17 protein-coding genes are annotated in these 18,642 nt (G+C 68.6%); 9 read left to right on the plus strand and 8 right to left on the minus strand.

Going from position 1 to position 18,642, the window contains the following annotated elements:
* Positions 1-121: 121 nt before the first annotated feature.
* Entirely contained in the window at positions 122-1,261 is a 1,140-nt protein-coding gene (gene dxr / locus ACQEVO_RS05205; RefSeq protein ID WP_432909369.1) for a 1-deoxy-D-xylulose-5-phosphate reductoisomerase, read from the minus strand.
* A gap of 95 nt (positions 1,262-1,356) precedes the next feature.
* On the opposite strand from dxr, the gene ACQEVO_RS05210 reads away from it, so the two are divergent.
* The 4 genes from ACQEVO_RS05210 to ACQEVO_RS05225 all read left to right on the plus strand — a co-directional run bounded on the left by ACQEVO_RS05210 (position 1,357) and on the right by ACQEVO_RS05225 (position 5,786).
* Positions 1,357-1,620, plus strand: a complete 264-nt coding sequence (locus ACQEVO_RS05210; protein ID WP_432909370.1) for a DUF2631 domain-containing protein — start codon at positions 1,357-1,359, stop codon at positions 1,618-1,620.
* 169 nt (positions 1,621-1,789) lie between these two features.
* Positions 1,790-2,947, plus strand: a complete 1,158-nt coding sequence (ispG, locus tag ACQEVO_RS05215) for a flavodoxin-dependent (E)-4-hydroxy-3-methylbut-2-enyl-diphosphate synthase (RefSeq protein WP_432909372.1) — start codon at positions 1,790-1,792, stop codon at positions 2,945-2,947.
* A gap of 124 nt (positions 2,948-3,071) precedes the next feature.
* Complete coding sequence (locus tag ACQEVO_RS05220) at positions 3,072-3,935, plus strand: GNAT family N-acetyltransferase (RefSeq protein ID WP_432909373.1); 864 nt, start codon at positions 3,072-3,074, stop codon at positions 3,933-3,935.
* 63 nt (positions 3,936-3,998) lie between these two features.
* Entirely contained in the window at positions 3,999-5,786 is a 1,788-nt protein-coding gene (locus ACQEVO_RS05225; protein ID WP_432909375.1) for a penicillin-binding transpeptidase domain-containing protein, read from the plus strand.
* A 19-nt stretch (positions 5,787-5,805) separates the two neighbouring features.
* On the opposite strand, the gene ACQEVO_RS05230 is transcribed toward ACQEVO_RS05225, so the two are convergent.
* The 6 genes from ACQEVO_RS05230 to ACQEVO_RS05255 all read right to left on the minus strand — a co-directional run bounded on the left by ACQEVO_RS05230 (position 5,806) and on the right by ACQEVO_RS05255 (position 11,645).
* Positions 5,806-6,018 carry a hypothetical protein gene (locus tag ACQEVO_RS05230; protein ID WP_432909377.1) on the minus strand — a complete coding sequence of 71 codons (213 nt, stop codon included), beginning with the start codon at positions 6,016-6,018 and terminating at the stop codon, positions 5,806-5,808.
* Positions 6,019-6,234: 216 nt separating this feature from the next.
* Positions 6,235-6,732, minus strand: a complete 498-nt coding sequence (locus ACQEVO_RS05235) for a peroxynitrite isomerase (RefSeq protein ID WP_432909378.1) — start codon at positions 6,730-6,732, stop codon at positions 6,235-6,237.
* Between the two features lie 75 nt (positions 6,733-6,807).
* Positions 6,808-7,335, minus strand: a complete 528-nt coding sequence (locus ACQEVO_RS05240; protein WP_432909380.1) for a hypothetical protein — start codon at positions 7,333-7,335, stop codon at positions 6,808-6,810.
* A 76-nt stretch (positions 7,336-7,411) separates the two neighbouring features.
* Positions 7,412-8,794 (minus strand): APC family permease, encoded by a 1,383-nt coding sequence (locus ACQEVO_RS05245; protein WP_432922350.1) that lies wholly within the window; start codon positions 8,792-8,794, stop codon positions 7,412-7,414.
* A 119-nt stretch (positions 8,795-8,913) separates the two neighbouring features.
* Positions 8,914-9,774 (minus strand): helix-turn-helix domain-containing protein, encoded by an 861-nt coding sequence (locus tag ACQEVO_RS05250; RefSeq protein WP_432909382.1) that lies wholly within the window; start codon positions 9,772-9,774, stop codon positions 8,914-8,916.
* 236 nt (positions 9,775-10,010) lie between these two features.
* Positions 10,011-11,645, minus strand: coding sequence for a class I adenylate-forming enzyme family protein (locus ACQEVO_RS05255; protein ID WP_432909384.1), 1,635 nt, complete (start codon positions 11,643-11,645; stop codon positions 10,011-10,013).
* A 700-nt stretch (positions 11,646-12,345) separates the two neighbouring features.
* On the opposite strand from ACQEVO_RS05255, the gene ACQEVO_RS05260 reads away from it, so the two are divergent.
* From ACQEVO_RS05260 to ACQEVO_RS05280, 5 genes are all read left to right on the plus strand, one after another.
* Positions 12,346-12,789, plus strand: a complete 444-nt coding sequence (locus ACQEVO_RS05260) for a DUF4254 domain-containing protein (RefSeq protein WP_432909386.1) — start codon at positions 12,346-12,348, stop codon at positions 12,787-12,789.
* A gap of 168 nt (positions 12,790-12,957) precedes the next feature.
* Complete coding sequence (locus ACQEVO_RS05265) at positions 12,958-13,722, plus strand: GntR family transcriptional regulator (protein WP_432922353.1); 765 nt, start codon at positions 12,958-12,960, stop codon at positions 13,720-13,722.
* Positions 13,723-13,824: 102 nt separating this feature from the next.
* The gene (map, locus tag ACQEVO_RS05270; RefSeq protein ID WP_432909388.1) at positions 13,825-14,688 is read left to right on the plus strand and encodes a type I methionyl aminopeptidase; all 864 of its coding nucleotides are present in this window, start codon (positions 13,825-13,827) and stop codon (positions 14,686-14,688) included.
* Entirely contained in the window at positions 14,685-16,325 is a 1,641-nt protein-coding gene (locus tag ACQEVO_RS05275) for a cobyric acid synthase (protein WP_432909390.1), read from the plus strand. The genes map and ACQEVO_RS05275 overlap by 4 nt, the downstream gene beginning before the upstream one ends.
* Positions 16,326-16,422: 97 nt before the next feature.
* The gene (locus tag ACQEVO_RS05280; protein ID WP_432909392.1) at positions 16,423-16,986 is read left to right on the plus strand and encodes an alpha/beta hydrolase; all 564 of its coding nucleotides are present in this window, start codon (positions 16,423-16,425) and stop codon (positions 16,984-16,986) included.
* Positions 16,987-17,050: 64 nt separating this feature from the next.
* On the opposite strand, the gene ACQEVO_RS05285 is transcribed toward ACQEVO_RS05280, so the two are convergent.
* Positions 17,051-18,130 carry an alpha/beta hydrolase gene (locus ACQEVO_RS05285; protein WP_432909393.1) on the minus strand — a complete coding sequence of 360 codons (1,080 nt, stop codon included), beginning with the start codon at positions 18,128-18,130 and terminating at the stop codon, positions 17,051-17,053.
* Positions 18,131-18,642: the final 512 nt, after the last annotated feature.

The raw sequence follows: 18,642 nt of genomic DNA on the forward strand, positions 1-18,642 counted from the left end.
TTTACAGCCCTCCTGCGATGTGCAGATCGTTTCTCCCGGCCCGCACGGAGACCGGAGCGGCCGCGAGCACGTATCCACAGTAACCGCCCGCGCGGCGGGCCTCGACTATCTGGGACATGGATTACCGGGTTACCAGGGTGCGGGCGCGGTCACGGGCCCATTCGTCGGCGGCGAGGACCTCGGCGAGTTCCCCGGGTTCGGCGCGCCACTGATCCGCGTCGTGGACGGCCTGCGCCACGGTTCGCACGATTTCCGGGAAACGGATCCGCCCGTCGAGGAAGGCCTGGACCGCGACCTCGTTCGCCGCGTTGTACACCGCGGTGACGCAGCCGCCGGCCGTGCCGGCTTCCCGGGCGAGTTCCACCGCCGGGAACACCGTCTCGTCGACGGGTTCGAAGGTCCAGGTGGCGGCGGTCCGGAAATCGCACGGCGGGGCCGCGCCGGGAACCCGGTCCGGCCAGCCCAGGGCCAGCGCGATGGGCAGTTTCATATCGGGGGGGCTGGCCTGGGCCAGCGTGGATCCGTCGGTGAAGGTGACCATGGAGTGCACGATCGACTGCGGATGCACGGTGACGTCGATCCGGTCGTAGGGGATCCCGAACAGCAGATGCGTTTCGATGAGTTCGAGGCCCTTGTTCACCAGGGAGGCCGAGTTCAGCGTGTTCATGGGGCCCATGGACCAGGTGGGATGGGTTTTCGCCTCGGCGGGGTTGACCCCGTCCAGCATTTCGGTGGTCCAGCCCCGGAAGGGCCCGCCGGAGGCCGTCAGGATCAGCTTGTCGACCTCTTCGGCCCGTCCGCCGCGCAGGCACTGGGCCAGTGCCGAATGCTCGGAATCGACCGGTACGAGCTGGCCGGGGCGCGCCGCCCGGGTCACCAGCGAACCGCCGGCCACCAGTGATTCCTTGTTCGCCAGCGCCAGCGTGGCGCCCGATTCCAGGGCGGCCAGGGTCGGCTCCAGCCCGAGGGAGCCGACGAGCGCGTTGAGCACCACATCCGCCTCGGTGCTGCGCACCAGTTCGGTCGCCGCGTCCGCTCCCGCGAACGGCACCCCGAGCCGGGCCGCGGCCGCCGGATCGGCCAGGGCGACGTTGGTGGTGCCGGTGGCGGCCATCTGCGCCGCGAGCAGGTCGGTGTTGCCGCCGCCGGCGGCCAATCCGACGATCTCGAATCTGTCGGGGTTGGCGGCGATCACCTCGAGCGCCTGGGTGCCGATGGAACCGGTGCTGCCGAGCAGGAGAACTCTGCGGAGATCTGACACCCGCCCATTGTCACCGACCGCGACCCTACTGGCTACGACGGGCGGTCGTATGCCACGATATCGAGCAGTATCCGTTCTCTCGAGGAGGAGCGATCGTGGCCGCCACGGACGTCGAACCCGCCACTGACCAGCACGTCACCAAGGTGGACCCCGCGGAGGTTCCGTCGGCGGCCTGGGGTTGGAGCGGCGAATCGCGCACGACCTTCCGGGTGGCCGCGGTGGTGGTGATCATCGCGCTGCTCGGCATGCTGATCGGCAACCATTCCGGCAAGGTCGAGGACCTGTATCTGGTCGGGTTCGCGGCCGCGCTCGCCGGAATCCTCGTCTACGACGTCATCTACCGCCGCAAACCGCGCTGACCTGCTCTTTCGTCAATATCGCCGACCGTGCTGGGCATCGCCGGGGTTACACCCCGGTGACGTCCGGGTGCCGGTCGCCGGTGTAGCCCATGTCTCGGCGGCGTAGTGCCGCGGCCGGACTACACTCGGCACCGACCGGCCGGACCAGTACGAAAGTAGGCAGCCGAAAGTGACCAGCACAGTCGGATTGGGGATGCCGACCGCACCGGCGGCGGTGCTCGCGCCGCGGCGCAAAACCCGTCAACTGATGGTGGGTGGTGTCGGTGTGGGCAGCGACCACCCGATCTCCGTGCAGTCGATGACGACGACCAAAACGCACGATGTGAACGCGACCCTGCAGCAGATCGCCGAACTCACGGCGTCGGGCTGCGATATCGTGCGCGTGGCGTGCCCGCGGCAGGAAGATGCCGACGCGCTGCCCATCATCGCGAAGAAATCCCAGATCCCGGTGATCGCCGATATCCATTTCCAGCCGCGCTATATCTTCGCCGCGATCGACGCGGGCTGCGCGGCGGTGCGGGTGAACCCCGGCAACATCAAGGAGTTCGACGGGCGCGTCAAGGAGGTCGCGAAGGCGGCCGGAGACGCGGGTATCCCGATCCGGATCGGTGTGAACGCCGGCTCCCTCGACAAGCGGATGATGGAGAAATACGGCAAGGCCACCCCGGAAGCGCTGGTGGAGTCGGCGCTGTGGGAGGCGAGCCTGTTCGAGGAGCACGGCTTCGGCGATATCAAGATCTCGGTCAAGCACAACGATCCCGTCGTGATGGTCGAGGCGTACCGGCAGCTCGCCGCGCAGTGTGACTACCCGCTGCATCTCGGGGTCACCGAGGCCGGCCCCGCCTTCCAGGGCACCGTGAAATCCGCCGTCGCGTTCGGCGCCCTGCTGAGCGAAGGTATCGGCGACACCATCCGGGTTTCGTTGTCTGCGCCGCCGGCCGAGGAAGTCAAGGTCGGCGGGCAGATCCTGCAGTCGCTGAATCTGCGCCCCCGCAAATTGGAGATCGTGTCCTGCCCGTCGTGCGGGCGGGCGCAGGTCGATGTGTACACGCTGGCCAACGAGGTCACCGCCGGCCTCGACGGGCTGGAGGTGCCGCTGCGGGTCGCGGTCATGGGTTGTGTGGTCAACGGACCGGGCGAGGCGCGGGAAGCCGATCTGGGCGTTGCCTCGGGCAACGGTAAGGGGCAGATCTTCGTGAAGGGTGAGGTCGTCAAGACCGTGCCCGAGGCGCAGATCGTGGAAACCCTCATCGAGGAAGCCATGCGGATCGCCGAGGAGATGGGTGCGGACGCCGAAACCGGTGAACCGGTCGTCAGCGTCGGCTGACCGGCCGATGGCAACGGCTCGCGGCCGCCGCGAGCCGTTGCGTTCTGCGCGGCTGTCGCCGCGTGGACCGGCGCTTTCGGGATATCCGTATCGCGTGGGCGCTGTTCATGGCAGGCTGTACTAGGTGCGGAGTCTGCTGGAGCCGACCCGGCGCGCGAAATACGTTCCCGCGCGCCAGCTCGCCAAGCGGGACCTGGGACAGGTTCTCCGGGTGCTCGACGAGGATCCGGTCGCGGCCTGTATGGTTGCCGCCCGGCTACAGGAATACGGCCTGGACAACCGGTGCGGGCAGGGCGAGCTGTGGAGTCACGGCGGCCCCTCGGAATCGTTGTGCTTCTCCGGTGTCAACCTGATCCCGCTGCGCGGTGGCCGCGACGCCCTGCGGGCGTTCGCCGACCGCGCCATCCGCTGGCCGCGCATGTGCTCATCGGTGGTGGGCCGGCGCGAACTGGCGCTCCCGCTGTGGGAAATGCTGGCCGACCACTGGGGGCCGGAACGTGAGCTGCGAGGTGCCCAGCCGCTGCTCGCACTCACCGATACCGCGGTCGCCCCCGCCGACGCGGAGGTCCGCCAGGTCCGGCCCGACGAGTTGGACCGCTACCTGGCGGCGGCCATTGCCATGTTCATCGAAGAGGTCGGGGTGGATCCGCGGGCCGGTGACGGCGGGCGCGGATATCGTCGCCGGGTCGCCGGGTTGATCGAGGCCGGCCGGGCCTGGGCGCGGTTCATCGACGGTGAGGTCGCCTACAAGGCCGAGGTGGGGGCGATGTCCCGGCGGACCGGGCAGATCCAGGGTGTCTGGGTGCATCCCGAGCACCGCGGGCAGGGGCTGGGTACCGCGGGTACGGCGGCGGTGGCGAATGCGGTGGTCGCGACCGGGCGCACCGCGAGTCTGTACGTGAACGACTACAACGAGATCGCCCGGCGTGCCTACCGGGCCGTGGGGTTCCGGCAGGTCGCGACCTTCGCCACGGTGCTTCTCGACTGAGTCCGGATAGATTCCGGTGCGCCGCAGGTGATCCCCGGCGGCGGATCGCTACCATCGGCCCCGATGACGATCCGTCCGGTACTCGTATTCGCGGTCGCGCTGCTCGCCTTCGCCACGACCGCCTGCCTCGCGGGCTCGGCCGGACCGATCACGGCCGCCGACGGATTCCTGAACGCCTTCGCCACCCGGGACCTCACCGCCGCTGCCGGACAAACCACTCGTCCCGAAAAAGCCCTCCCCGCACTCACGTCCGTCTGGACGGAACTGGGGGCCGAGGAACTACACGCCCAGTCCGGCGCGGCCCGGATCTCCGGGGACACCGCCACCGTCGACTACACCTACGAATGGCGGCTGGGCGGCGGACGCAGCTGGACCTATACCGGTCAGCTCCCGCTGGTGCGCAGCGGCGGCGGCTGGTCGGTGCGCTGGAGCGGCGCCGCGCTGCATCCACGGCTCGGCGACACCCAGACGATGGCCCTGGCGGTGCGGCAGGCGCCGCAGGCGCGGGTGAACGAACAGTCCGGCAGCGATGTGCTGATTCCCGGCACGGTGTCGCGGGTGACCTTCGATGCCGCCGCGAGCACGGACCCGCAGCGTGTGGCGGCGGAGGTGTCGCAGGCGCTGATCGGTATCGACGAACGGCTCACCCCCGAACGTATTCTCGATTCGGCGCGCGGCGCCGACGGCGTGTACACGGTGACCGTCCTGAACGAAACCGAGTTCGGCCGGGCCGGACCGCAACTGATCGGGTTGCCCGGGGTGCGGGTGACCCAGGAATGGGATCTGCTGCCGGCCGACCGGAAATTCGCCCCCGACCTGATCGCTCAGGTGCGGCAGGCCGTGATCGACGAGGTCGACGGCCGGGCCGGCTGGCGGGTGGTCGCCCGGAATCCGGGTGGCGCGGAGACCGGGGTACTGCACGAGGTGGCGGCACAGCCGGCGCCGTCGTTCTCGCTGAGTGTGGACCGGCGGGTACAGGACGCGGCGCAGCGCGCGGTCGACGGGCGCCGGGAACAAACCATGATGGTGGTGATCGAACCGTCCACCGGCGGCATCCTGGCCGTCGCACAGAACGCGGCCGCCGACCGGGACGGTCCGGTGGCCACGATAGGGCAGTACCCGCCCGGTTCGGTGTTCAAAACAGTGACCGCCGCAGCCGCGATATCGGAGGGACTCGCCACCCCGGACACCGTGGTCGCCTGCCCGAGCGCTATCACCATCGGCGAGCGGATGATTCCGAATTACAACGGTTTCACCATCGGGAATGTCGCGTTGACAACCGCTTACGCACGCTCCTGCAATACCTCGTTCGCCAAATTGGCCAGTGAATTGCCGGCCCCGGCACTTTCGGATACCGCGGCGACGTTCGGAATCGGCCCGGATTACACGATTCCCGGATTACCCGCCTATTCCGGATCGGTACCCATTTCCGAAGACCGGACCCAGCGCACGGAGGACGGCATCGGTCAGGGCCGGGTCGTGGTCAGCCCGTTCGGTATGGCATTGCTGGCGGGGGCCGTCGCCCGCGGCAGCGCACCCACGCCGTACCTGATCGCCGGCCGCGAGACCGTCGTCGACGGACAGCGGCCGGCGCTGGATCCGGCGGTGGTGCGCGGGCTGCGGGCGATGATGCGTGAGGTGGTGCTGACCGGTACCGCCAACCGCATCGCCGACCAGGGCGCGGTGTTCGGCAAGACCGGTGAGGCGGAGGTGGCCGGGGGCTCCCATTCCTGGTTCGTCGGCTACCGGGGCGACCTCGCGTTCGCAACCCTGCTGGTCGAAGGCGGTAGCTCCGATAACGCCGTCGGGGTGACCCGCGATATGCTCGCCGCTCTCCCGGCCGGCTACTGACCGTCCGGCCGTGACCCGGTCACGGCCCGGTGGTCGAGGGGCCGGGGTCGGTCGCGTAACGGTGACCGGTATCGGTATCCACCGGGTCGCTGACACGGGCGGGGGCGACGACCGAGACCGTATGGTCGGAGACCGGGGCCGAGGCGGCGGTGTCGGGACTGAGGATTTCGACCACCCCGGTGCCGCCGAGAATCAATCCGGCGGTGACGAGAGCAACGGTGGAACGCTTCATTTTCCGGCTCCCTCCGATTCAGAGGTTCGACAGAGTGCGAGCTCGGGTGGCTCCTGTGCGACCGGGCTCTGCGGAAGTGTTATCTGATGATTTGCTGCTCAGGTCAACCTAAGCCGGGAACAGTGACCGAGACAAGATGGAAAGCTGGGGAAAATCGACGATGAGCAAATCGTGACCCGGGCCGCCGAAATCCGTGACGGCTTCGTTATCCGTAGTTCAGATCTTCTGCAAACTGGCCGCGAGATGATCCTGTAAAGGCAGGCCCACGGCACCCATCTGCAGCGTGTAGTCGATCACGCCGCCGTGCATGTGGATGGTTCGGCTCAGCGCCGTCACCGACTTGGCGGTACTGCTCAGGCCGATGGCGGTGGATTCCAATTCCAGCCGGATCTCGTCGTCGGCGAGGGTCAGTTTGCCCTCGCAGATCTCGGTGATGCCGGTGGGATGGGACAGGATGAGTTCCACCCGGTCGGGCCCGGGGCAGCGCAGATAACCGGTTTCCACATGCAGCGGACGGTTGTCGTCGGCGTGCCGGGTGCGTTGCCGGTAGGTCAGGAACGGGCGGCCGAGGTGGCCGAAGGTGATCTCCTCCAGATAACCGAACGGCTCGATCGTCGGGTAGTCGCCCTGCCCCGAGCCGCGCCATGTACCCAGTAGGCCGGCCAGGGGCGCGATGGCGGGATGCGGGGCGGCGGGAGTTTGCGGTTCGGCCACGGCGCACAAGCGTAGCCCCTCGGAGGGCGATCGGGTACACCCGATCGCCGTACCGCGTGCCTCCCGGCGGCGCCGCTACTTGTTCTTGCGGCGGCCGAACGGCCAGAACGAACGGGTACGGCGCCGCGGCAGCGCCGCGTAGACCATCGTCATCTCGGCGAACACCCCCGCTTCGCGTTCCCGGTCGGCGCCGAAATCGTCGCGGCCGAGGATCTGGGTGATCGAGCCCGGGGCGATCGTGGCCAGCGCGTCCAGCAGCGCGGGGTTGAGGGCGCCGAGCGAGATCCGGGTGATGTCGGCGTCCTCGGAGCCCGGGCCGCCGTGCCCGAGCAGCATATGACCGACGGCGTGCAGCACGATGTGGTCGGCGTTGCGGCCGGACGCGGAGGCGTCGTAGACGACGATATCGTCGTGTTTGCGCGCAATCCACAGCCCGTTGCCGTTGCACCCCAGTTCGGTCAGCGCCGAGCGGTGCGCCGGTTGTAGCGATATCGGCCGCTTCCGGTAGGCGGCCACCTCGGCGAGATAGGTGTTGAGATCCCACGGGCTGGGCAGGGGCACCGACCCAGCCGCATCGCCGAATCTGGCGTCCATGCTTGTCATCGGCCAATACGTTACCGATCCCGCGGGCGCTCGTCACTTCAGCGATCTCCGGCCGCTGCGGCGGCGGATCCCGGTGCTACGGCTCGATATCGACTCCGGGTCCGAGGGGTTTCACATTGTGCGGTTTGTTCCACAACGCGGTGAGCGCCCACAGCACCACACCCACCGCGAGCAGGATCCCGGCGATCAGGTACTGCTGCGGATTGCGGTCGGTGAACGGTGTGGCCAGGTACGCGCAGCACACCGCGCCGAGTATCGGAAGCGGCGTGGGGGTGTGGAAATGCCGGTGCGGGACGCGGTCGCGGCGCAGTACCAGTACCGCCACGTTGACGATGGTGAACACCACGAGCAGCAGCAGCGCGGTCGTACCCCCGAGTTCGGGAACCTCACCGACGAACAACAGCAGCCCCAGCGCCAGCAGAGTGGTGAAGATGATCGCGATATGCGGGGTGCGGCGGGTCGGATGGACCCGGCCCAGGGCGCGGGGTACGACCTTGTGCCGGGCCATACCGTAGAGCAGCCGGCTGGCCATCAGCATATTGATCAGCGCCGAATTGGCCACGGCGAACATGGTGATGAACGCGAAGACCTGAGTGGGGAATCCGGGCGCGCCGATTTCCACCACCTGCAGCAGCGGGGTATCGCCTTCGGCGAGCTTGTCCAGCGGTACCAGCGCCACCGCGGTGATCGAGACCAGCACGTAGATCGCGCCGGTGATCAGCAGGCCGGTGAGCAGGATCCGCGGGAAGATCCGGCTGGGTTCCTTGGTTTCCTCGGCCATGTTCACCGAATCCTCGAACCCGACCATGGCGTAGAAGGCCAATGTGGTCGCGGCGATCACCCCGCCGAACGCGGACCGGTCACCGGTGTCGAATTCGACGATCCGGCTGAAATCACCGTTGCCGAAACCGAGTGCCCACAGGCCGATACAGATCACGATCAGCAGACCGGACAGTTCGACACAGGTGAGCAGCACATTGGCCTTCACGCTCTCGCCGACACCGCGCAGATTGATCGCCGCGACCACGGCCATGAACGCGAGCCCGATCAGCGTGAGCACCAGCGAATCCGCGCCGTCGAATTCGAAGGCCTCCGCGAAGTTGGCCGCGAAGGCTTTGGCGGCGGTGGCTGCGGAGGTGATTCCGGAACTCATCACCGCGAAGGTCACCATGAAGGTGAGGAAATGGATGCCGAACGCTTTGTGCGTGTAGAGCGCGGCTCCGGCGGCCTGTGGGTATTTGGTGACCAGTTCCAGATAGCTGAATCCGGTGATCATGGCGACCCCGAACGCCACCAGGAACGGCACCCACACCGCGCCGCCGACCTCCCCGGCTACCCGTCCGGTGAGCGCGTAGATACCGGTGCCGAGAATATCGCCCACGATGAACAACAGGAGCAACCACGGACCGATGACGCGTTTGAGTTCGGGCTGATGGTCCGAATCGGTCCGAGCGGTGATGTCTGCCAAGGTCCCCTCATTTCTCCTCGACGCACCCGGTGGGCACCGGGTTCGATGTGTATACCCGTTCGGTGGCCCGGTGACTCCTGTTCCGGCCGGTTCGCCGGCGAATCCGGCCGTCAGCTCATGGATTCCGCGGCATCGGCGATCATCGTCGCCGAATCCCGGGGGCTGAGCGCCATCGCGCGCAACTGGTCGAACATCACGCCGAATCGGCGGATCTCGGAATGCCCTTCGATCAGTGCGTCACCGGAAATGCCCTCGACATAGACCAATTCGGGGTCGGTGGGGTCCGGGAAGTCCAGGATGGTGAAGGAGCCGGCCATACCGGGGTGCGCACCGGCGTCGAAGGGCAGGATCTGCAGGATCACGTTCTTGCGTTTGGTCGCCTCACCCAGCCGCCGCAGCTGGCCGCTCATCACCTCCGGACCGCCCACCACGCGGCGGATGGCCGCCTCGTCCAGGACCACCCACAATTCGAGGGGTTCGTCCTTGGCGAGCACGGCCGCCCGGTCCATCCGGGCCCGCGCCCGGCGTTCCAGGTCGGAGGCTTCGAGTTTGGGCATGCAGGTATCGATCACCGCGGTGGCGTACTGCTCGGTCTGCAGCAACCCCGGGATGAACGAGGTCTGGTAGTGCCGGGCCGACAGCGCCACCGACTCGAAATTGATGTACGCGGCGTAGACCTCGGACAGGCTGGCCTCGTACGGCCGCGACATACCGGGTTTCTGCGCGTCGGAGAGTAGGTCCAGCGCTTCCGCGCGGCGCGTGGCGTCGACACCGTAGAGGTCCAGCATCGTCATCAGGGTGCGGCGTTGCGGACGGGCCTGCGCGGTTTCGATGCGGTAGAGGGTGGTCACGTTGATCCCGGTCCGGGTGCTGACCTCCTCTTTGCTCAGTTCGGCGTCCTCGCGCATCTCCAGCAGCAACACCGAGAGCCGGCGCAAACCCGCCGTGAGGACGGTGCGTTTGCCTGCCATGTCATCCCTTTCGACCAGCGCGGTGGGCAGCGCGCGGCACCCACCGGTTCACGGCGGCCACACGCCCTGTGCTGCCAACCATAACGACCAGCGCGGACAGATGGGATCGGCACGGTCGGGTAGCGGTGGACCGTGCCTCGCCGGCCGCCGCCCGCGACGGCCCCGGGCGGGGGATACCCGGGCGGAGAAGGCGAATGGTCAGCGGTGGCGGGCAGCCGGGTATACGGCGAGCACGCTCACAACGAGATTTCCCGGCGCAGCACCTTTCCGGTCGCGTTGCGGGGTAACGGTTCGGTGGTGAGTGTCCAGTGTTCGGGGACCTTGTAGTACGCGAGGCGCTGGGCGGTGAAGGCCCGCAGGTCGGCGGCCGTGACAGCGGCCGGATCCGCGACGACGACCACCGCCGCGATCCGCTGGCCGAGTTCGTCGTCGGGGAGGCCGAGGACCGCCGATTCCCGTACCGCGGGATGTTCGTCCAGGACGTTCTCTATCTCGGTGGGGTACACGTTCTCCCCGCCGCGCAGCAGCAGGTCGCTGCGGCGGCCCGCCATCCGTAGCCGGCCCTGTTCGAGGATGCCGAAATCGCCGGTGCGCAGCCGGCGTCCGTCGTCGAGTGCGGCGGCCGTGGCGGTCTCGTCGCGCCAGTAGCCGAGCATGACGTAGGGACTGCGCACGCAGATCTCGCCTTCGGTCCCGTCGGGTACGGGGGCGCCGCCGGGGTCGCGGATCTCGACGGATACTCCCAGGATCGGCCGTCCGACGGTTTCCGGTTCGGCCGCCAACTCGGCCGGGGTGGCGACCGTGGCCGCGGTCCCGCCCTCGGTGAGGCCGTAACTGGTGGTCAGCGCGATACCGGTGGTGGGCAGCCGGTCGCGGAGGCGTTGCTGGAAGGCGGGGGAGGCGGGGGCGGCGTTGAGGGAGAGCGAGGTGAGCGCGGACAGGTCGTAGCCGGCCGGGTCGTGTTCGAGCAGCCGGGCCGCGAGGGTGGGGACCGCGCCCCAGTTGGTGACCCGCTCCCGCGCCATCAGTTCCAGGACCTGCCCGGCATCGAAGGCGCCGGTGTGGATGATCACGGCGGCGCCGGTGGCCAGCCGGGGGACCGCGAGATTGTGCAGGCTGGCGATATGGAACAGCGGTGAGGTCAGCAGGAACCGCTTATCGCTGGGTTCGCGGTAGCCGGGCGGCGCGGTGAGCGCATCGGTGTAGCGGTGGTAGTCGGTGACGGCGATCAGGTTGCGGTGGGTGTGGACGACCCCTTTGGGCCGGCCGGTGGTGCCGCTGGTGTACAGGACCACGGCCGGATCGTCCTCGGCGACGGCCACCACCGGGGCGGCGCCGCGGTAGTCGTCGATCAGCCGCGGCAGGTCCTCGGCCATGGTGAGCACCGGGACCCCGGTACCGGCGAGCAGCGGGGCGCGTTTGGTATCGGCGACGACCACGGCGGGGGTGGTGTGCCGGATACCGTAGGCCACCTCGGGTTCCGCCCACCATGCGTTGTAGGCGACGGCGATCGCGCCGAGGCATTGTGCGGCCCAGAAAGTGATCACCCATTCCGGGGTGTTCGCGGCCAGGATGCCGATCCGGTCGCCCTTGCCGATCCCGTAGTTGTCCGCCAGGGCGCGGGCCAGGGCCTCCGCGGCCTCCGCATGCTCGGTGAAGGAGTACCGGCGCCCGGCGGTGACCAGGTAATCGCGGTCGCCCCAGGCGCGGGAGGCGTCGAGCTGTTCACGCAACGACCGGCGCCGATGGCGTACGACGGGGATCGGGACGCCCAGTACTTCCTCGGTGACCAGTTCGAAGGGACCGCCCGGACCGGTGAGTTCGGCAGCCCGGCGCGCTGCGGCGGCGCGGGGGTCGGCGGCATTGCTCATGGGTCCACATCCTTGTCGACGGTTCTGCGGAAAATCCTTACCTCATGGCCGGGAGCGGACTTCTTCCGCCCGGCCCGGAACGGTGGTGGCCGCGTGCGGCTGCCGTCGGGCGCCGAGGCCGGCACAGGCGGCTCCGCGGCGGGATCGATGGCATAGTCGGCAAATCGGTGGCAATCGCGAACGTGGTGATATGGCACGGGATCGGATGGTGCCGCGCAGGGCCGGTGGCCGGGAACGAAATGGAATGCGGCCGCGTGGGGTTCGGTTCTGAAAAGCGGTGTTCGCGACGGCCCGGCGCATACCTGCGCGCACCATAGGTATGCGTATGGTGCAGTGGCGGAAGCGCGGAGAGATCTCGGCACGGTTGCGATGTGGTCGCGTAACGCGCTGTCGGGCCGGGTCTCGCGGGTGAGCCGGGTAACGTTCGGCGCGGCGCGGATTCGGACCGCCGGCGGCAACGAGCATGGCGGGTACGTCTTTTCGGGTCCGGCCGTAGTGCGGTTCCGCGAGAAGGATCGTTAGGCTTGCGCATAACGCTGTTCGCAACATTGCGTACCGAAGTCTTGTGTTCTTGCATCTGTAAGAGCATGATCCAGCTAGCCTTGTTGTGAACAACGATCCGATGTCCGGGATAACCGAATCGAGAGCCGATCATGTTGGTACAGAGTGTGATGGTGCCGGGTGAGTCCGAGGGGTGCAGATGAGCGCGCCCACGCTGGGGACCCTGCCGACAGCGCCACAATTGCTGTGCGCATTCCAGGGGCGGCGGACCCAGGACCGGGTGTTACTACGTTTCGCGCACGCGCTGGTCGAACTGCACAAGCGCCGGGCCCATGTCCGCGATCTGGCCGATATCGCCGAAATCGACGGTCGCCGAGCGGAACTCGTGGACGACATCAACGCCTGGATCATGCGTAAGATGCCACAGCACCGCAACGGAGCGTCGCTGCACACCGAGAGTCTGGGTGCGGTGATCGATCGGATGGCACACAGCTGGGTCGCGGCGAATCAGGCCATCGAGGCGGACGGCGTGCGCAGTGACCGAACCCATCGCCACTGGTATCACCTGGCCGAACTGGTGGACGGGTACACGGATCTGATCGCCGAGGTGGCCGGCGGCAGGCGCCGGCTACCGGTGCAGTAGACGGGGAACGCGGAGCGCCGGTCCGTTCATCCCACTGAACACCAGCCCCCTCGCGGTGGGTTCGGCGACTACCGCGAGATGTCGAATGGCCTAGACCCAACGGTGAGTCGGCGGCGAACACTCGGTTAACCAAGCGGTGCAGGCCAATTGGAGGTAGTTACTGCCATGATGCACACAGAGAGCGTCGCCACCGTTGCGGCGCCGGAAGACCTTGGCGCGGCGGCGCCGGCGCCCGGCGGCGTGGCGGCGTCGAAGGTATACCGGGTACGCGCCGAAATCGACACGATGCTCGACGAGTTGCGCCCGGGAGACCGGGTGCCCGCCGAACGGGAGTTGGCGGGACGCTTCGGTGTCGCTCGCGAAACCGTCCGGCACGCGCTGCGAGATCTCGCGGTGGAGGGCCGGATCCGCCGCCAGGGCCGCGGAACCGTGCTCGCCCGGCCCAAGGTCGTTCGTCCGCTCGCTCCCGAACCGGCCGGTGAGGATGCCCCCGGGGTGGTGCGCCGGCTGCTGTCCTGGGAGGACGGAATCGCCGATGCCGAGATCGCCCGGGATCTCGATCTGGCACCGCAGACCCCGATCATGACCCTCGAACGCCTGCTCTACGCCGACGGCGACCCCATCGCGCTGGAACGTATCGACCTGTCCCTGGACCGGTTCGGCTGGCTGCGCGCCGGATTCGATCCACTGGGTTCGCTCGCGGCGACGATCGGCGCTTCCGGGGTCGAATACGCGGGTGCCACCGAGCGGATCGAAACCGTGCTCGCGGCGCCCCGTGAGGCCGGGTTACTGCGCTGCCGGCCCGCCGTTCCGCTGTTCCGGGTGGTCCGCCGCGGGATGGACACCCAGGGCCGGCCGATCGAACGGGTCGCCTCGCTCTACCGCGGTGACCGGGTCGCGTTCGAGGTCCGCACGGGCGGCCGGAGCCGCTGAACCGGGGTTCGCCGGGGCCCGGCCCCGGTCCCGGCCGTGTGGTGGGCGCGGCCGGTGACCGTTCCCGCCGACCCGCCGGCCTGCGCCGACTAGTCTTGAACCATGTCCGTGCGTACCCGCCAGCCGCTGCTCCCCGGAACCCCCACCCCGATCCGTGAGGTTCCCCGTACCATCGAACGCCCGGAGTACGTGTGGAAGAAGACTGCCCGGGAAGGTTCCGAGCCCTGGGTGCAGACCCCCGAGACCATCGAGAAGATGCGGATCGCCGGGAAGATCGCGGCCCAGGCGCTGGCCGAGGCCGGTAAGGCCGTCGCGCCGGGTGTCACCACCGACGAACTGGACCGGATCGCGCACGAATACATGTGCGACCACGGCGCCTACCCCTCGACGCTCGGGTACAAAGGTTTCCCGAAATCGTGCTGCACCTCGCTCAACGAGGTGATCTGCCACGGTATCCCCGACAGCACCGTGATCGAGGACGGTGACATCGTCAATATCGATGTCACCGCCTATATCCACGGAGTGCACGGCGATACCAATGCCACCTTCCTCGCCGGTGATGTGGACGAGGAGGTGAAACTGCTGGTGGAACGCACCCGCGAGGCCACCATGCGGGCCATCAAGGCGGTGCGGCCGGGTCGTGCGCTCAATGTGATCGGCCGGGTGATCGAGTCGTATGCCAATCGCTTCGGCTACGGCGTCGTCCGGGACTTCACCGGCCACGGCGTCGGGCCCACCTTCCACAGCGGCCTGGTGATCCTGCACTACGACCAGCCCGCCGTCGACTCCGTGATCGAACCCGGGATGACCTTCACCATCGAACCGATGATCAACCTCGGCGGTATCGACTACGAGATCTGGGACGACGGCTGGACCGTGGTCACCAAGGACCGTAAGTGGACGGCGCAGTTCGAGCACACACTGGTGGTCACCGAGACCGGTACCGAAATCCTGACCCTGCCGTGAGCGGGCCCGGCGGGGCGCTGCTGGTCGCCGGGACCACCTCCGATGCCGGGAAGAGCGTGCTGGTCGCCGGGATCTGCCGGCTGCTGCGGCGGCGCGGGGTGCGGGTGGCACCGTTCAAGGCGCAGAACATGTCGAACAATTCGGTGGTCACGCTCGACGGCGGGGAGATCGGCCGGGCTCAGGCGCTGCAGGCGCAGGCCTGCGGGCTCGAACCGAGTGTGCGGTTCAATCCGATTCTGCTGAAACCGGGTAGCGACCGCCGTTCGCAACTGGTGGTGCGCGGCCGGGTCATCGATACCGTGGGCGCCGCCGACTATATGGCCCACCGCAGCCGGCTGCGGGCGGTGGTGGCCGACGAACTCGCGGCGCTGCGGGCCGATTTCGATGTGGTGATCTGCGAGGGGGCCGGATCGCCGGCCGAGATCAACCTGCGGGCCACGGATCTGGCGAATATGGGCCTGGCGCGGGCGGCCGAACTGCCGGTTCTGGTGGTCGGCGATATCGACCGGGGCGGGGTGCTGGCGCATCTGTTCGGCACGCTGGCCGTGCTCGAACCCGAGGATCAGCGGCTCATCGCCGGATTCGTGATCAACAAGTTCCGCGGCGACCTGGGGCTGCTGCGACCAGGTCTGGACCAATTGGCGGCCCTGACCGGCCGGCCCACGCTCGGGGTGCTGCCGTACCGGGACGATCTGTGGCTCGATGCCGAGGATTCGCTGGGCACCCTCGCCGGAACTCCGGTGGGGCGTCCGGCCGCGCCGGTCGGCAGCGAATGGCTGAGCGTCGCGGCGATCCGGCTGCCCCGGATCTCCAATTCGACGGATGTGGAGGCGCTGGCCTGCGAACCGGGGGTCGCGGTGCGCTGGGTGAACGAGGTGTCGCAGCTCGTGGATGCCGACCTGGTGGTCGTCCCCGGGAGCAAGGCCACCGTCGACGATCTGAATTGGTTGCGCCGCACCGGTATCGCCGAGGCGCTGCACCGGCGGGCCGCGGCCGGTCGGCCCGTGCTGGGAATCTGCGGCGGATACCAGATGCTCGGGCGCCGGATCGTGGACCCGGTGGAATCCGGGGCCGGCGATATCGCGGGGCTGGGGCTGCTGGATGTGGAGGTCGAATTCGCGCCGGAGAAGGTGCTGTGCCGGACGACCGCATTCGGCGCCCCCGCCGCACCGGGTGCGCAACCGGCCGGGACCGCGGGTATCGCCGCGGACGGCTATGAAATCCATCACGGCCGGGTCCGCGCCACCACCGAAACACCGTGGCTCCACGTGACCGGACGCGCCGCCCCCGCGGCGGCCGCCACCGACGGGGGTCCGGGTGCTCCGGAACCGGAAGGAAGCGTGCGCGGCGCGGTCTGGGGTACTCATCTGCACGGGTTGCTGGAATCCGACGAATTCCGGCGAGCCTGGCTCACTCAGGTGGCGCGGGCTGCCGGCCGGACCGGGTTCCTGGTCGCGCCCGGGACCCGGGTGGCCGCCGTGCGTGCCGCGCAACTCGATCTGCTCGCCGATCTCGTCGCGGAGAATCTCGACGTCTCCCGGGTGGAGCGGTTGCTGAACGACGGGGTGCCGGCCGGTCTGCCGGTGGTCGGTTCCGCGCTGAGCACGCTGTCGGGGGCGGGATCGTCCGGGCTGTGAACGGGCCGAGACCGCCGCAAGATCATGCGTCACGATCCTCGCGCTCTTTGCGGGGAGTGCGCCAACGGAACCGACCGGCGGTGTAGCGTCAAGCGTCATGGAATCTCGGCGCATCGCGGTCGGTGACCGGGGCTGGACGGTGCGGGTGGACGGGCCGGTGACCCAGCACAGTGTGCTGTTGCTGCCCGATACCGGTGATCCGCCGGAGGTGTACGACCGGGTCTGCGCGCGGTTGCACAGCTCCGATCTGCGGACCATCGTCTTCGAAACCGCCACCGGCCTCGATCTCGCGGGCGTGTACGCGGTACTGGACGATCTCGGTGTGCCCTGGGCGAATGTCGCCGGGCGCGGTGCGGGAGCCAGCGTGGCGTGGCAGGTGTGCGCGAACGGGTTCGGCCGGTTCGTCAGCCTGATCGTCGCCGATCGCGGGCATCCGGCCGTGCCGGACGGTACCGGCGCCGTCCTCGATGCGGGTTGCCCGGCCGTCGAACTGCCGACCACCGTCCTGGTGACCAAGGGGCTACCGCGGTCGGTCGCCGATTCCTCGGGTCGGCATGTGTACGGCGAGTTCCGGGTGGTGGATCTCGACGTCGACAATGTCGCCGCCGAAGCGGACCAGGAATTCGCCACCGAGATCGTGCTGCGCACCAGTATGTGGTGACCACGCAGGCGCCGAACGCGCCGATGGGTCCGCCGGGATACCCGGTCCGCCGTCCGGCGCTGTCCTACTCGGCCGGGTTGTAGCCCGCGAGCCAGTCCAGCCAGCTGTCCAGTTCCCGGAACGCCTCGGTGCGCGGGCCCTCGGCCGACAGGAACACATCGTGGCGTGCGCCGTCGATCGGGACGATCGTGGTGCGGTCGCCGAGGCAACCGGCCCAGCGCTGGATCTGCGCCACATCGAGGACCGCGTCGGCCACATCGACCGCCGGACCGTATTCGCGGGCGAACTGCGTGAGCTTCGACCGCAGCAGCAACGCGGGCACTCCGATATCCAGACCCCGGTGCAACCGGGCCTGACCCAAGCGGATCGCCCGTAGCCAGCCGGCCCGGACCGGGAACCCTTCCCGGGGTTTCCAGTCGAGGTCGTAATCCCATTCGCCGGCCACGCTGTTGTGCAGGCTGTCGCCGTAGGCGCTGGATTTGCCCAGCGGCAGCGCGGACTTCGCCCGGAACCGCCCCACGGTATTGATCAGTTGCGTACCGACAGTGCGCACATAGGCGGGGCCTTGGAGATCGAACCAGGGGCTGTTCAGGACCAGCCCGCGGATTCCGGCCGCGGCCGAACCACCCGCGCGCTGCAACCGGTCCAGCCACAGCGACGCCACCAGACCGCCGGTCGAATGACCGACCACCAAGACCTTGCCCGGTGTCTCCGCGGTGATGAGGCGCAGCGCCTCGTTCAGCTCCCGGTCGTAGAGGGCCAGATCGCTGATGAAATGCGGCGTCTGGTTCGCGCGCAGGGAACGGCCGCATTTGCGCAGATCCAACGCGTAGAAGCGGTGACCACGCGCGGTCAGATGCTCGGCCACATGCCGCTGGAAGAAGTAGTCGGTGAAGCCGTGCAGGTACAGCACCGCCTCGGCCGTGCCGGACCCGGCCGCCGTGCCGGGCGTACCGGACAGGGCGCTTCCGGCACTGTCGGGATCGGGCAGGTGGCGAACCAGGGTCGCGACGATCTCGCCCTCCCCGTCGGGATCCGGCCCGAGGTCCAGTGTGCGATATTCGTAGCCGTCGCCGAGCACGTCCGGCTGCCAGGAATCGGCCCGGCCCAGCGTGCTGCCGGCGGCCGCGGATTTGTTCGTCACGCCGTCCAATCTAGGCGAAACCTCCGCCGACGCTGCGGTCGTGCGCGGTATGCGGGGGCTGCGCCCGCGCTGTGAAACCTTTCGCCTTCGCTGCGGCCCGGCCCGACGTATCGGCGGGCTTCACCCCCGCGCCGGGAGGGGTTGTCGCGGTGCGATCCAGGCGGTGACTCCGGCTTTTCGCGGTTCCGCGGGGCGGCCGAACCGGCGGCCGCCCGTGCGGTGAGCGCTGGTCGGTGGGGCGCCGCGGGAGAGGAATCTTTGTCACAATCGCCGCCCTGGCTGCGGATTCCGCGCGTGTCGAGGTGCACAATTAGCAGTAGTGAACGACGGGTAACCTACATTCGGCCGAGCCCGAGCAGGCTCCTCGCCGCCCGTACACAACTACATATGCGCCCGTGCCCCAGCGGACCACATCCTGTCGGGATGTGCGCCCCGCGCACCAGGACAAGGAAGTCGAACACCCGTGCCGAACGCTGCCCAGACTGAAAAGACCGATGTAGTCCTCATCGGTG

The sequence above is a fragment of the Nocardia sp. CA-290969 genome (assembly GCF_050936135.1).
Classification (GTDB): domain Bacteria; phylum Actinomycetota; class Actinomycetes; order Mycobacteriales; family Mycobacteriaceae; genus Nocardia.

Coding starts and splice junctions, on each gene's coding strand:
- ACQEVO_RS05255 (WP_432909384.1), bottom strand. CDS start 11,645: ATGAGCAATGCCGCCGACCCCCGCGCCGCCGCAGCGCGCCGGGCTGCC.
- ACQEVO_RS05225 (WP_432909375.1), top strand. CDS start 3,999: ATGACGATCCGTCCGGTACTCGTATTCGCGGTCGCGCTGCTCGCCTTC.
- ACQEVO_RS05265 (WP_432922353.1), top strand. CDS start 12,958: ATGCACACAGAGAGCGTCGCCACCGTTGCGGCGCCGGAAGACCTTGGC.
- ACQEVO_RS05260 (WP_432909386.1), top strand. CDS start 12,346: ATGAGCGCGCCCACGCTGGGGACCCTGCCGACAGCGCCACAATTGCTG.
- ACQEVO_RS05250 (WP_432909382.1), bottom strand. CDS start 9,774: ATGGCAGGCAAACGCACCGTCCTCACGGCGGGTTTGCGCCGGCTCTCG.
- map (WP_432909388.1), top strand. CDS start 13,825: ATGTCCGTGCGTACCCGCCAGCCGCTGCTCCCCGGAACCCCCACCCCG.
- ACQEVO_RS05280 (WP_432909392.1), top strand. CDS start 16,423: ATGGAATCTCGGCGCATCGCGGTCGGTGACCGGGGCTGGACGGTGCGG.
- ACQEVO_RS05240 (WP_432909380.1), bottom strand. CDS start 7,335: ATGACAAGCATGGACGCCAGATTCGGCGATGCGGCTGGGTCGGTGCCC.
- ACQEVO_RS05230 (WP_432909377.1), bottom strand. CDS start 6,018: ATGAAGCGTTCCACCGTTGCTCTCGTCACCGCCGGATTGATTCTCGGC.